Below are 13,933 nucleotides of genomic sequence, written 5' to 3'. Positions count from 1 at the left end.
ACGGAGGAGGAGAATCGGAACGCCGGTCCCAGGTCCCGACCTCACCCGCCGACGATAAAAAAAGCCCCGGTGCGGGTGGCACCGGGGCGTTCTTCAAACCGAAATCCGAAAAGGATTATTCGCGGCCGGGCACGTCGTGGTCGTGCGGCTCTTCGCCCTTGGCCTTGGCGGCCTCGTAACGCTCGATTGCTTCCAGGGTGATGCGGCGCGCTTCGTCGCGGTCGCCCCAGGTGCCGATGCGCACCCACTTCTTCTTCTCCAGGTCCTTGTAATGGGTGAAGAAGTGCTCGATCTGCTGGAACACGATCTCGGGCAGGTCGTCGCGACCGCCGACATTCGAGTAATAGGGGAAGGTCGAGTCGACCGGCACGCAGACCAGCTTCTCGTCGCCGCCGGCTTCGTCTTCCAGGTTCAGCACCGCGATCGGACGCGCGCGCACGACGCAGCCCGGGATGAAGGGCGAGCGCGACACGACCAGCGCGTCGAGCGGATCGCCGTCGGGCGACAGGGTGTGCGGTACGAAGCCGTAATTGGCCGGATAGCGCATCGGCGTGTGCAGGATGCGGTCGACGAACAGGGCGCCGCTCGCCTTGTCGAACTCGTACTTCACGGGCTCGCCGCCGGTGGGCACCTCGATCACGACATTGAGGTCATCGGGCGGGCTCTTGCCGACGGGAATGAGGTCGATACGCATGGTCAGTCTTTCTCTGCCAGGGGGCCGGATACAAGTTCCGGTGCAAAAACAATGGCGGGCGCGATAGCGCAACCCGCCATGCCCTGTCGATAGATGTCCTCAGCGCGCCTTCAGAAGACGATCGAGCCCGGTTTCGCCGGTGCCGACCTTTTCCAGACGCGGATAACGCGGACCGCCGGTATAGGCGAGCGTGACGTCGCGGAAGACATCCTGGTTCTTTATCACCAACTTGACCGGCTTGGCCGGGTCCTTGGCGGCCAGGATCGCGGCCTTCAGTCGATCGCCCGAATAGCTCTCGCCGTTGACCGCCTGGATTTGCGTGCCGACATCGATTCCCGCCTTGAACGCCGGGCTGTCCCAAATCGAGCTGGTCACTTCGCCGCTGTTCGACACGATCATGCCCAGCGAATAGCTGACATTGGTGCTGTTCTTCTCGCCCTGCTTGAAGGTCGCGGTGGGCTCGGGCGTATAGACCAGCTTGTAGCCGTTCATCGCAAAGCCCTGGATCGGGGCGGGCTGGCCCGTCTCGGTGATGCGGCGGCGCAGGAAATCGGCCCAGTCATAGGGGACGATCTTGTTCAGCGTGGCCGCCACATCGTCGAAGGTGTAGGTCACCTCGCCCCAGTCGCCGTTGCGGATGCCGAAAAAGGCCTTGGCGAAATCGTCGATCGACTTGGTGCCGTTCGACTTCTGGCGGAGCATCGCATCGACCTCCATCCAGACCATCAGCCCTTCGTTGTAATAATCCTCCGACCGCTGCCAGCTGGTCCAGCCCTTGGGCTTGCGCGCCGAGATGATCGGGTCGTTGGTGGTGTCGACCAGGTTGCGCCACTGACGCGCGGGCGCGGTGTCGTAGATGGCGAGGATCGAGGCATATTGGTCCAGCGTATCCTGCTTCGACACCATGCCCGACCGCGCCTGGAGGACATAGCCCCAGAACTGGGTCTGCCCCTCATAGACCCACAGCAGCGAGTCGCGCATCGGCGCGCGATAATCGGGGGTCCACAGGTCCGCGCCGCGCCGGAACTTGCCGTCCCAGCTATGGGTGAATTCGTGCGGCAGCAGGTTGCGGCGGCCCGGCCCGGCATTCCACTCGGTGAAATAGCCCGGCGTCACGCCATTTTCGGACGAGCGGTGATGCTCCAGCCCGATGCCGCCCAGCTGGTCGCTGATCGACAGCAGGAATTCATAATGGTCGTAATGCTCCGCGCCGAAGGTCTTGACCGCCTGTTCGACCAGCCGCCGGTGCGCCTCGATCTGATCGGGCTTGGCGGCCAGTTCGGCGGGGTTGTCGGCGAAGACGTCCAGGTTGACGCGCGGGGTCAGCGGGAAGACCTTGCCATATTTGCCCGCCAGCACCGGCGAATCGACCAGGATCTCGTAATTGGTCGTGTCATAGGTGTAGGTCGAACCCGACGCCTTGGACGGCACCGCGCCCGCGGCGGTCCAGCCGGTCGGGAAGGTGGCGGTCATCTGGATCGGGATCTGGCGGGTATAATAGCCCGCCGGATAGAGGCTGACCGAATTGGGTTGCAGCGAGATCATCGTCGGGGTGACCGCGACGCGGCCCTGGTCGGGCTTGGTCGCCGACAGGAACTGGAACTCCAGGTCGAGCTGCGCCGCGCCCGCGGGCACGTCGATATGGAAGGCGAAGACGTCGACCGGGTCGCGGGTCCAGGGCAGGATCTGCCCGTTGGCGCGGATGACCAGGCCCGCCAGCTTCTCGATCTCGCCGCGCGGGGAATGCGCGCCGGGCAGCCATTTCGGGAAGAGCAGCGCCATCGGCCCGGCCTTGGCGACCGGGATCGTCTCCTTCACGCGGAAGATGCCGCGCTCGGTATCGGTGGCGTCGACCACCAGCTTGATCGTGCCCGGATAGGGGGTGTCGACCGCGTCGGGGATGGTGTTGACGAACGGGGCCTGCGCGGCGGGCGCGGAATTGCCCGGCGGCACCTGGGCGTTCGCCACGTAGAGTGGGGCGGCAGCGGCCGAGGCGAGCAGCGAGGCGACGACAATCGAACGAAACGCGGTACGGATCATGGAGAGCCTTTTGCGGCGAAGAGAGACACCGGCAGGTTAGGCACCCGATAGGCCAGTCGTCCAGACCCTTTTGCCCGGCTCAGCTCCCGCCGCCCAGCACGTTGACCGTGAAGGCGATGACGCCGAGGTTGAAGACGAACGCCGCCAGGCACTGTCCCGTCACCACGCGGCGCATCCGGCGCGAGGCGATCGACACGTCGCTGGTCTGGAAGGTCATGCCCAGCGTCACCGAGAAATACAGGAAATCCCAGTAATCCGGCTCGGTGGTGTCGGGGAATTGCAGGCCGCCCGCATCGCCCTTGTCGCCCGCGCTGTAGAAGAGATGCGCATAATGCAGCGCATAGACGATGTTGGAGAACAGCCAGGCCAGGATCAGCGTGGCCACGACCAGCGCGATGGTGACGAGGCTGCTCCGCCCGCGCAACTCGCCGCCGACCGCGACCAGGACGACGAACAGCACGATCCCGCAAAACACCAGCAGCACCGCGCGATTGGCGTCGTTGCGTGCGGCGCGGCGGCGCATCGTGGCCGCCTGTCCCTGTTTCAGCAGCGGGACCAGCGAACCGATGAACAGGAGCGCGGCGGCATCGAACCCGGCAAGAATGCCCCGCGTCAGACCCAGCCGCGGAATCAGCAGCGCCGCCGCCACGATCAGGACGAACCCGAACAGCACGAATCGCGGCGGTGCGATCCGGTCCCCGATACGACGTTGCAGCCGTTGCCAGCGTGTGATGGTCATGGGACCGATCTACCCGGACGCGGGCGGGGTCGGCCAGTGACAATGGCGACGCCTATCGCGGCCGTCCGAAATCCCGGCACAGCCCGGATGCGCGGCAGGCGTCAACCCGCCGCGCGCGCGCCCTCATCCGCGATCGCCACCCGATTGCGTCCGTCGCGCTTGGCCCGATAGAGCGCTTCGTCCGCCCGGCGGAAGAGGTCGTCCTGCGTGGCGTCGCTGCGCCCCGGGTCGAGACAGGCCTGCCCGATGCTGACCGTGACGACCCGGCCGGGGGGCAGGCCCGGATGCGGCAGGGCCATGGCCTCGACCTGGCGGCGGATGCCCTCCGCGATATCGATCTCTTCCCATGGCAGCAGCAGCGCGAATTCCTCGCCGCCGAACCGCGTCACCATCTCGATCGGACAGCTCGCGCCGCGGGCAATGGCCTTGGTCACGGCCTGCAGGCACCGGTCGCCGGCGGCGTGGCCGGCGGCGTCGTTGAACAGCTTGAAATGATCGACATCGATCAGGATCAGGCGGATCGCGTCCCCGCGCATCCGGGCGGTCTGCCGCAGTCGGGCATAGCGTATGTCCATGCTGCGCCGGTTGCCCGCGCCGGTCAGCGGATCGCGATGCGACATGCGGGTCAGTTCCTCGACCGCCGCCTCCAGCTCGCTGCTCTGGCGCTGCTGGATCAGGGTCAGCAGGAAACTCTGCTTCTGCACCCGCTCGTTGAAATAGGCGCCGATCGGCGTCGCCAGCATTATGGCGCCGTGGAAGGCCAGGATGTCGACCGACTGGAAAAGCAGCGTCCGTGGCGCGATGGCGAGGGGCAGTCCGAGATAGACGACCATGTTGGCGAGCGCGACGAGGATCGCGGGACGCACCTTGATCGGCAGGATCAGATTGGCGGTGAAGGCTGTCGCCAGTGCCGTCGTGCTCAGCTGCTCGGCCATGGGCGACGGGACCGCCAGCGAGAGCCGGGTGACGAGGCCGACCGTGATGACGAACGGGATGGCACCGGCAAGCCATATCAGATGGGGCGGAATCCGCCGCTGCCCGACAAGGATCAGCGCCAGCACGATGGACGGCAGTTGTACGCTGAGCTTCCAGTAGAGGGATAGCGCCAGCACCCCCACGCGCATGTCCACGATCACACCGAACAGCGTCAGGACCAGAAGCGTGGCGAGGACATAGACGACCTGGCTGCGCACGCTATCGGCGCGATAGCGGTCGAAGTCCCGCTCGAGGCGCGGGGTCAGGCGGATCGAGGACGTCAGCCTGGAAAGCGCATCCTCCAAAGCGGGTCGATCGGGCATCAGGCACTCCGGCTGACCGCGTCCTAGGGGGACGACGGTAAACCATAGGTTATAGACACAGATTTGGCTTTCGCGGCGGTGAATCCCGTCCTGTCCGGCCGCGGCGAACGGGCGACCCGCCATTCTGTTCGAGGCGGCTTCCGGTCACGGCGCTTTCGGGTCGGAACTTGGGCCAGATCAACGCCTTGCCTCTGGCGGTATGACATGCAGGGGGCATGTCCGAACCCGCTACCCCCTCGCCGAGCGGCACGTCCGCCCCCCATGCCGCCGCGCTGATCGTCATCGACATGATCAACGATCTCGATTTCGAGGGCGGCGAGGATTTGCGCGAACCGGCCGAGGCGGCGGCGCAGCGGATCGTGGCGCTGCGCGATGCGGCGGACGAGGCCGGGGTGCCGGTGATCTACGTCAACGACAATTTCGGCCATTGGCATTCCGAACGCTCCTCGATCATCGCGCATTGCGACCGAGAGGACAGTCCGGGCCGCGCGCTGATCGCCGCGCTCCGGCCGCGCGACCGCGACTATTTCGTGGTGAAGCCGCAATTTTCGGGCTTCTATGCGACCAACCTGCCCGTCCTGCTGCCGCAACTGGGCGTCACGCGCGTCATCCTGACCGGGGTGGCCGCCGACATCTGCGTGCTGTTCACCGCCGCCGATGCGCATATGCGCGAGTACGACCTGTGGGTGCCGGGCGACACGGTGGCGAGCGAGAGCGACGCGCATCGCCGCTGGGCGCTGGAGATCATGCGGCACAGCATGTGCGCGGAGACCCGGCCGACCGACGAACTGGCGCTGGGCGACTGGCTATCCCAAGGGGCGTGATCGCACTCTAGCGCGCCGGGCTTCGCTACCTTAGATAGCGCCACCTCTATGGCACGGATCGAAACCCCCAAGCGCGTGCGCGGCACGCAGGACATCTTCGGCGACGAGCAGCGCCGCTTCGCGGAGGTGCTGCAGACGTTCGAGCAGGTCCACACCCTCTACGCCTTCCAGCGACTCGACCTGCCGGTGTTCGAGGATACGCAGGTCTTTGCCCGCTCGATCGGCGAGACGACCGATGTCGTGTCGAAGGAGATGTACACCTTCCCCGATCGCGGCGGCGACCTGCTGACGCTGCGGCCCGAATTCACCGCGGGGATCGCGCGCGCCTATCTGACCGAGGGGTGGCAGCAATATGCGCCGCTGAAGCTCGTCACCTCGGGCCCGGTGTTCCGCTATGAGCGCCCGCAAAAGGGGCGGTATCGCCAGTTCCACCAGATCGACGCCGAAATCCTCGGCGCGGCCGAACCGGCGGCGGATGTCGAGCTGCTGGTGATGGCCGACCAGCTGCTGCGCGACCTGGGCATCGCCGAGGGCGTGACGCTCCAGCTCAACACGCTGGGCGATGCCGAGACCCGCGATGCCTGGCGCGACGCGCTGGTCGCGCATTTCGAGGCGCACCGCGACCAGCTGTCCGAGGACAGCCTGGTGCGGCTGGAGAAGAATCCGCTGCGCATCCTCGATTCGAAGGACCCGCGCGACCGGCCGATCGCCGATGCCGCGCCCGACATCGACGCCTATCTGACGCCCGAGGCGCGCGCCTTCTTTGAGGCGGTGACGGCGGGGCTGGACGCGGCGGGCGTCGCCTGGACGCGCAATGCGCGGCTGGTGCGCGGGCTTGATTATTATCGCCACACCGCCTTCGAGTTCGTGACCGACCGGCTGGGCTCGCAGGGCACCGTGCTGGCGGGTGGCCGCTATGACGGGCTGATCGAGTCGCTGGGCGGCCCCGCGACGGCGGGCGTGGGCTGGGCGGCGGGGGTCGAGCGGCTGGCGATGCTGCTCGACGAGCCCGCCAAGCCGACCATCGACGCGGTCGTTGTGCCGATGGGCGCGGCGGCGGAGCTGCGCGCGACGGGGCTGGTCGCGGAACTGCGTCGCGCGGGCGTCGCCACCGACATGGCGTTTCGCGGCAATATGAAGCGCCGCATGGCCAAGGCGAACGACCAGGGCGCGCGCTATGCGCTGATCCTGGGCGATGACGAGCTGGCGAACGGCCAGGTGCAGGTGAAGGCGCTGAAGACCGGCGAGCAGGCGACCGTCTCGCTCGACGGAGCGGTGCAGGGCCTGTCCGACCTGTTGTTCGAGGACGAGATCGCCGAGGCTCATGGCGAGACGCTCCCTCCATTGGCGCAGCGTCTGACCATCGCATGAAGACCATCTCCGCCGAACGCATCGCGCAGATCGAGGCGCGGCGCGACGAATTGCAGGCGATGATGGCGACCGGCGACCTGCCCTCGGACCGTTTCGTCGCGGTGTCGAAGGAATATGCCGAGCTGGAGCCGGTCGCCAACGCCGCCGCCGAAGTGCGGCGGTTGCGGCAGGAGGCCGACAGCCTGACCTTCATGACGCAGGACGGCGACGACGAATTGCGCGAGCTGGCGGCGGAGGAACTCCACGCCAACCGCACCGCGCTGGCCGAGGCGGATCGCCACCTGGCGCTGGCGCTGCTGCCCCGCGACGCCGCCGACGAGCGTGCGGCGATGCTGGAAATCCGCGCCGGGACCGGCGGCGACGAGGCTGCGCTGTTCGCGGGCGACCTGTTCCGCATGTACCAGCGCTATGCCGAACGGCAGGGCTGGCGGGTCGAGGTCATCTCCGCCTCGGTCCCCGATACGGGCGGTTACAAGGAAGTCGTCGCCTCGGTCGCGGGCGCGGGCGTCTTTGCCAAGCTGAAGTTCGAATCGGGCGTCCACCGGGTCCAGCGCGTGCCGGTCACCGAATCGGGCGGGCGCATCCACACCTCGGCGGCGACCGTGGCGGTGCTTCCGGAAGCGGAGGAGGTCGACCTCCAGATCGACGACAAGGATCTGCGCATCGACATCTACCGCTCGTCGGGCGCGGGCGGGCAGCACGTCAACACGACCGATTCGGCGATCCGCATCACCCATATCCCGAGCGGGCTGGTGGTGATCCAGCAGGACGAACGCTCGCAGCACAAGAACCGCGCCAAGGCGATGAAGGTGCTGCGGACCCGACTCTACGAGGCGGAGCGCGAGCGGCTGGCGGCGGAGCGGGCGGGCACGCGGCGCTCGATGGTCGGATCGGGCGACCGGTCGGAGCGGATCCGCACCTATAATTTCCCGCAAGGGCGCGTGACCGATCACCGGATCAACCTGACCCTCCACCGCCTGCCCGAAATCCTGGAGGGCGAGCTGGACGAACTGGTCGGCGCGCTGCTGGCGGAGGATGAGGCCGAACGGCTCGCCGCGCTCGATGGGTGAGGGGGCAAGCGCGGCCACAGACGATGTTCGCGCGGAGACGCGGAGACGCGGAGCGGTCCAGCCTGCCGCGCCGCAGGCCCTCCACCTTCGCCGGTGGATAGCGCCGCACCTTTGCCCCGTACCTGACATCTCCGCGCCTCCGCGCCTCCGCGCGAACCCATTTCTTCGGGGGCCCGGCATTCGTCGGGGCGAGGTGGCGGCGTGACGGACGCCCGCACCGCGCTCGCCCAGGCCGCCGAGCGTTTCGCCTTCTCCCCCACCGCGCGGCTGGATGCGGAACTGCTGCTCGCCCATGCCCTGGGGATCGAGCGCACCGCGTTGCTGCTCGATCTGAGCCGCGCCGTCCCCGACAGCTTCTGGCCACTGGTCGAGCGCCGCGCCGCGCAGGAGCCCATCGCCTATATCACCGGCACGCGCGGCTTCTGGACGCTGGACCTGGCGGTTGGCCCCGGCGCGCTGGTGCCGCGTGTGGACAGCGAAACGCTGATCGACGCGGCGCTGACTCATTTCAAAGGGCACCCGCCCGCCACGGTGCTGGACCTGGGCACCGGGCCGGGGACTTTGCTGCTGGCGCTGCTCGACGAGTGGCGGGACGCGGTCGGGCTGGGCGTGGATCGCTCCGCGCAGGCGCTGGACTATGCGCTCGCCAATGCCGCCGCCTGCGGGCTGGCCGATCGCGCGCGGTTCGTGCGGGGCGACTGGGCGGCGGCGCTGACCGGCGCGTTCGACTGCATCGTCACCAATCCGCCCTATATCGGCACCGACGAGATCCTCTCGCCCGAGGTGCGCGATTACGAGCCCGGCTCGGCGCTGTTCGCGGGGCCCGAGGGGCTGGACGACTATCGCCTGCTCGCCCCCGAACTGCGCCGCCTGCTCGCCCCCGGCGGAGCGGCGGTGGTCGAGATCGGGCACGAACAGGCGCCCGCCGTGACCATGCTTCTGGAAGCGCAGGGATTCCGGGTGGCGCTGCACCGCGATCTGGGCGGCCGCCCGCGCGCGCTGCTGGCGCATTGAACATTCCCGACGATGCCCCATATTTCACTTGTAGGACCGGCCCCCGACCCGCTACAGCGCGCACAGGGGCACGCGAACATCGACGGCTTGCACCGTGTTTTCGGGACACGACGTGGTTGGGCATCGTCGATGTCGGGCCGATGCCCGTACCCTTCGTCATGCAGTCGCTGCTGTCCGGCGGCCGTGGCAAGCGCCCGTTGGGCGCCAGAGCTTCGCATCGTGCGGGACGCGCGCGGTGCCGGGAAAAGTGGACCTTGTTGGTTTGACGACTAAGGACGAACAGCTTGATCAATAATCGGCAGGCCGGCCGCCGTCGCGGTCGTGGTGGCGGCAATAATGGTGGGCAGCGCCCGGGTGGCAATCCCGGTCGTCCCGACAATGGCAATCGCATCGACAACCGCGCGCGCGGCAACGCCAACCAGCTGTACGAGAAGTACAAGAATCTGGCGGCCGAGGCGCAGCGTCAGGGCGATCGGGTCAACACCGAATATTATTGGCAGTTCGCCGATCACTATTTCCGGGTGTTGAGCGAAAGCCGCTCGCGCTTCGAGGAGCAGAATCAGCGTCGCCAGCGCGAGGAATCGCGCGACGACGGCTTTGACGACGGCTTCGATGGCGGCGACGAGGATTATGGCGACGAGGGCGATCCCATCCGCCCCGGCGAGATGCAGGGCGAGGCGGAGCCGCGTCGCGAACGCCAGCCGCGCGAAGAGCGCAGCCGCGACGATCGCCCCCGCCGCGATCGTGAGAGCCGTGACCGTGAGGGGCGCGACCGTGAGGATCGCCCGCGTCGGGACGACCGCCGCCCGGCCCGCACCGAACAGCCGGTGATGGCCGAAGAGGCGCAGCCCGTCGTCGCCGCGAGCGTCGAGGTCGCCGAGCCGACCGCCGAGGCCGAAGCGCCCCGCCGTCGCGGTCGCCCGCGTCGCGAACGCCCGGTCGAGGCGCAGGCGCAGGACGGCGCGGAAGCGACCGGCTTCGACGCCGATCGCCTGCCGCCCGCGCTGAGCCCGGTGGCCGACAGCGAGGCTCCCGTCGAGGAAAAGCCCCGCCGTCGCCGTGTCCGCGCCGCCGCTCCGGTCGAGCCGGAAGCCGCGGCGGGCTGATACCGCCCGGACGGAATGAAAAAGGCCGGTCGTCGCACCCCGCGACGGCCGGCCTTTTTCATGGAATGGCGGGCGCGGGGCGCTCAATCGCGCCGGTCGACCTCCTCGTCATGCCCGGTGCCCGAGCTGAGGAAGACCAGCCCCATCAGCGCGCCGGTCAGCATCACCATGCCGCCGATCCCGCCGATCACCCCCAGCATGGTGACGGGGTTGAGCGGGCCATAGACCTCTGCCAGCACGACCAGCGCGAAGCAGACCGCCACGGCGGCAGCCAGCGTCATCCATGCCATGATCGCGCGGAACCGCGCCCAGGCGAAGGCCGCCTGTTCGGGATCGTCCAGACCGGATGGGGGAGGGGCCATGGCCCGACTATGGGTGCAGCGCCGCGCCCGGACAAGCCGCTCCGGCCGCGTCGGTCAGACGCCCAGCCCGGACCGCCGCACCGGCAACCGCGCCAGGACACCGCCGGCAATGGCGTTGATCTCCAGCCGGATCGGATGCCGCAGCGCATAGACCACCGCCAGCCATGCCAGCACCCCCGCCGCCGCCGCCAGCCCCAGCAGGCCCAGCCCCATCGCCTCGGGCGCCGCGACCCAATGGTACAGCGCCAGCAGCGGGACGATGGTGGCCAGCGCGCCGACCAGGCTCTGCGCATAGATGACCAGCATCGCGCGCCAGGCAAAGCCGGTCAGCCGCCGCATCAGCCCGACATAGATCAGGAACCAGGCGATGCCATAGCCGACGCGCGAGGCCGCCGCCGCCTCCAGCCCCGCCATCGCGCCCAGGAGCAGCAGCCCGATCGACGCGGCGGTATCGAGCATGTTGAACACCACCAGCTTGCGAATCCGCCCGAGCACGATCGGCAGCTCGATATGCAGCGGCAGCGCCGCCATGAAGATCTGCCCGATCGCGATCCAAACGAGGAGCGGCGCCACCCCCGCCCAGCGCGGGCCATAGAGCATGAGCACGATCGGCGTCGCGGCGGCGGCCAGGAACGCCATGGCGGGCCAGGTCACCGCGCTATAGGCGGCGACCACCCGCTGATAGGGCGCGGCCAGATCGGCGCCCGAATCGCGCAGGCGGGCAAAGGCGGGATAGAAGACGCCGTCGACCGCGCCGCTGACCAGCATCTGCAACTGCGCGGCCAGGCTGGAGGCGCGACCGAACAGGCCGACCGCGGTCAGGGTCAGGACACGGCCGATCACCAGATCGGGGCTGCGCATCCCGATCCCCCCGCTGATATGCAGCAGCGAGCTGTTCGACCCGAAGCGCAGGATCGGCCCGACGCCCTTCAGCCGGGGTGGAAAGGGCGGACGAAGGCCCGAGCGCCACTGGCCGATCAGCGCGCGCGTGGCTTGCTGCGCGACGGCGGCCCAGGCGAGCGAAAAGGCCGAATAGCCCGCCCAGGCCAGCCCCAGCGAAAAGCCCGCATTGACGATCGCGGCACCGACATTGACCAGGAACAGCGAGTGATAGTCCATGCGCCGCTGCAACATGGCGCTGGGCACGATGCCGAAGGGGACGACCAGATAGGAACCCGCGATGATCGCCAGCAACGGGGTCAGCCGCGCATTGTCGTAGAATTGCGCGAGCGGCCAGGCGAGCATCAGGATCAGCAGCCCGATCCCCAGCGCGAAGATCAGCGAGACCGAAAAGCACGTCTCCACCTGGGCGTCGGTCAGGTTGCGTTCGCCTGCGACGAACCGGCTGATGCCGAAATCCTGCACCACCGACACCATCATCGCGGCGGACAGCGCGATCGAATAGAGCCCCATTTCGGGCGGCGACAGGAAGAAGCGCGAGATCAGGACGCTGACGACGAACTGAATCGCAAAGGCGATATATTGCGCCCCGATCGACCAGAGCGCGGCGCCCCGGATCGACGACCCGCTCATCGGCGGATCCTGTCGCGGGCCAGCGCGCGGGCCAGCCGCACCGCCGCCAGCGGCCGCCCGGTCCGCGCCAGCCGCGCCACCGCGCGCCACAGGCCCGGCACCCGCCCGGCCGGATGCCCGTGCGTATCCGCCAGATGCGCGACGATCACCGGCAGTCCGGCGCCCGCCAGCGAAGGGGGGTCGAACAGGATGCCGGTGACTACCTCGCTGCGCACCGCCCGCGCCACGCCGTCACGACCAAAGGCGGCATCCAGCGCCTCGATCGGCGGCAATTCCTGCCAGCCGTCGGAGGGATCGGCCCGCCCGGCCAGCCGCTCGATCCGCACCTGCCGCGCGACGGCGGCGCCATAATGCTGCACCAGGACATGGCGATTGGACACCTGGGTCCCCGAATAGCGATAGAGGAGCAGGCGATCGGGCAGGTTGGCCATGCGCGTCCGCTCGGCAAGGCGCAGCCAGAGGTCGTAATCCTCGCAATGGCGATAGGCCGGGCGATATCCGCCCACGGCTCGCAACAGGTCGCGACGCATCATGACCGAGGGGTGGCAAAGAAGCGGCCCCGATTCCAGTGCCGCCGTTACCGATTCGGCGGAAAGGGGGTGATCGATCGCCGCGCCGCGCTTGGGCTCGCCGGTCTCGGTGATCCGCAGGACGCGGGTGCCGACGACGCCATGATCGGGATGCGCATCGAGAAAGGCGACCTGCCGGGCAAAACGCTCGGGCAGCGCGACGTCGTCGCCGTCCATGCGCGCGACATACTCGCCCCGCGCCAAATCCAGAATGTGATTGAGGCTGGCGATCAACCCGGAATTGGGCCGGTGCACCGCCCGGATCCGCGCATCCCGTGCGGCATAGGCGTCGATGATCGCCGGGGAGGCGTCGCTCGATCCGTCATTCACGATCACCAGCTCGAAATCGCCGAAACTCTGCGCGAGGATGCTGTCCAGCGCCTCGGCCAGATAGGCGGCGTTGTTATGCACGCTAAGAGCGACGGTGATACGGGGCGGCGTCATGATCGTTGACTCGGTCTGTAGGGGCACGATGGCTAAAGAATGGCTTCAGAGCCTCGTGAAATCGGGCCACGACCGGGGGTTCCGCCGCGTGACGCTGTTTTAGCGGCGTTAACGGACTGGAAAAGCGGCCTTTCGGCAAATTTTGCAGAAAAGTGTCACTTTTTGTGTTGACCGAATCCCGGCCCCCGCCTAGAGGGGTTTCACCGCGACGGAGCGGGCCGCTGCGGCGGCTTCGGGGTCAGCGGTACTGGCATTGAGATGCTGGCGCACGGAAGTTTCTAGGCCGAAAGGTTTAGGGGCGGAAGGGGTGCCGGTATTTGTTGTCGGCTCTTTGACATTGTAGGTTAGATGAAGGGACATGCGGGCGGCGGCTTGGCGGTCACTCACACATTCAAGGTGTGTTGGGGATCGTGAAAAGCTTAAGCCAGTTCGTATGTCTCGTTACATATCCACTTGAATATGTGATGTGCAGGAATTGGCTCCTTGAAGTGAGCGGTTCTTGGCTGGGTTATTCCACCTGGTTGAGGATCGAGCATCAAACTTGAGAGTTTGATCCTGGCTCAGAACGAACGCTGGCGGCATGCCTAACACATGCAAGTCGAACGAGGCCCTTCGGGGTTTAGTGGCGCACGGGTGCGTAACGCGTGGGAATCTGCCCTTTGGTTCGGAATAACAGCTGGAAACGGCTGCTAATACCGGATGATGACGAAAGTCCAAAGATTTATCGCCAGAGGATGAGCCCGCGTTGGATTAGGTAGTTGGTGGGGTAAAGGCCTACCAAGCCGACGATCCATAGCTGGTCTGAGAGGATGATCAGCCACACTGGGACTGAGACACGGCCCAGACTCCTACGGGAGGCAGCAGTGGGG

12 protein-coding genes and 1 rRNA gene are annotated in these 13,933 nt (G+C 67.5%); 6 read left to right on the top strand and 7 right to left on the bottom strand.

Going from position 1 to position 13,933, the window contains the following annotated elements:
- Positions 1 to 115: 115 nt before the first annotated feature.
- The 4 genes from ppa to ACFX59_RS10700 form a co-directional block, all read right to left on the bottom strand.
- Entirely contained in the window at positions 116 to 694 is a 579-nt protein-coding gene (ppa, locus tag ACFX59_RS10715; protein ID WP_307101436.1) for an inorganic diphosphatase, read from the bottom strand.
- A gap of 99 nt (positions 695 to 793) precedes the next feature.
- Complete coding sequence (locus tag ACFX59_RS10710) at positions 794 to 2,734, bottom strand: M61 family metallopeptidase (RefSeq protein ID WP_387432230.1); 1,941 nt, start codon at positions 2,732 to 2,734, stop codon at positions 794 to 796.
- Between the two features lie 79 nt (positions 2,735 to 2,813).
- Positions 2,814 to 3,473, bottom strand: a complete 660-nt coding sequence (locus ACFX59_RS10705; protein WP_387432229.1) for a DUF1345 domain-containing protein — start codon at positions 3,471 to 3,473, stop codon at positions 2,814 to 2,816.
- 101 nt (positions 3,474 to 3,574) lie between these two features.
- A complete protein-coding gene (locus ACFX59_RS10700; RefSeq protein ID WP_387432227.1) occupies positions 3,575 to 4,771 on the bottom strand; it encodes a GGDEF domain-containing protein in 1,197 nt (398 codons plus the stop codon).
- A 215-nt stretch (positions 4,772 to 4,986) separates the two neighbouring features.
- Here ACFX59_RS10700 and ACFX59_RS10695 point away from each other — a divergent pair, with 215 nt between their 5' ends.
- The 5 genes from ACFX59_RS10695 to ACFX59_RS10675 all read left to right on the top strand — a co-directional run bounded on the left by ACFX59_RS10695 (position 4,987) and on the right by ACFX59_RS10675 (position 10,156).
- Complete coding sequence (locus ACFX59_RS10695; protein ID WP_387432225.1) at positions 4,987 to 5,595, top strand: cysteine hydrolase family protein; 609 nt, start codon at positions 4,987 to 4,989, stop codon at positions 5,593 to 5,595.
- A gap of 48 nt (positions 5,596 to 5,643) precedes the next feature.
- Positions 5,644 to 6,966, top strand: a complete 1,323-nt coding sequence (gene hisS / locus ACFX59_RS10690; protein WP_387432223.1) for a histidine--tRNA ligase — start codon at positions 5,644 to 5,646, stop codon at positions 6,964 to 6,966.
- On the top strand, positions 6,963 to 8,036 hold the full coding sequence (prfA, locus tag ACFX59_RS10685; RefSeq protein WP_307101423.1) for a peptide chain release factor 1: 1,074 nt from the start codon (positions 6,963 to 6,965) through the stop codon (positions 8,034 to 8,036). The genes hisS and prfA overlap by 4 nt, the downstream gene beginning before the upstream one ends.
- Positions 8,037 to 8,237: 201 nt before the next feature.
- Positions 8,238 to 9,050, top strand: coding sequence for a peptide chain release factor N(5)-glutamine methyltransferase (gene prmC, locus ACFX59_RS10680; protein ID WP_387432222.1), 813 nt, complete (start codon positions 8,238 to 8,240; stop codon positions 9,048 to 9,050).
- A 284-nt stretch (positions 9,051 to 9,334) separates the two neighbouring features.
- Complete coding sequence (locus ACFX59_RS10675) at positions 9,335 to 10,156, top strand: DUF4167 domain-containing protein (protein ID WP_387432221.1); 822 nt, start codon at positions 9,335 to 9,337, stop codon at positions 10,154 to 10,156.
- An 83-nt stretch (positions 10,157 to 10,239) separates the two neighbouring features.
- On the opposite strand, the gene ACFX59_RS10670 is transcribed toward ACFX59_RS10675, so the two are convergent.
- From ACFX59_RS10670 to ACFX59_RS10660, 3 genes are read right to left on the bottom strand one after another with little or no spacing between them, the layout of a single operon-like run.
- On the bottom strand, positions 10,240 to 10,518 hold the full coding sequence (locus ACFX59_RS10670) for a hypothetical protein (protein ID WP_309690837.1): 279 nt from the start codon (positions 10,516 to 10,518) through the stop codon (positions 10,240 to 10,242).
- A 54-nt stretch (positions 10,519 to 10,572) separates the two neighbouring features.
- The gene (locus ACFX59_RS10665; RefSeq protein ID WP_387432220.1) at positions 10,573 to 12,051 is read right to left on the bottom strand and encodes an oligosaccharide flippase family protein; all 1,479 of its coding nucleotides are present in this window, start codon (positions 12,049 to 12,051) and stop codon (positions 10,573 to 10,575) included.
- Positions 12,048 to 13,064 carry a glycosyltransferase family 2 protein gene (locus tag ACFX59_RS10660; RefSeq protein ID WP_387432218.1) on the bottom strand — a complete coding sequence of 339 codons (1,017 nt, stop codon included), beginning with the start codon at positions 13,062 to 13,064 and terminating at the stop codon, positions 12,048 to 12,050. Before ACFX59_RS10660 ends, ACFX59_RS10665 begins: the two co-directional genes overlap by 4 nt.
- A 537-nt stretch (positions 13,065 to 13,601) precedes the next feature.
- Between ACFX59_RS10660 and ACFX59_RS10655 the strand changes: the two genes are divergently transcribed.
- Positions 13,602 to 13,933, top strand: a 16S ribosomal RNA gene (locus ACFX59_RS10655); the annotation flags it as partial.

The sequence above is a fragment of the Sphingomonas sp. NCPPB 2930 genome (genome assembly GCF_042867205.1).
Lineage (GTDB): Bacteria > Pseudomonadota > Alphaproteobacteria > Sphingomonadales > Sphingomonadaceae > Sphingomonas.
Note: the sequence above shows the minus strand (reverse complement) of the source record. Positions and strands in the feature narration are given on the sequence as shown.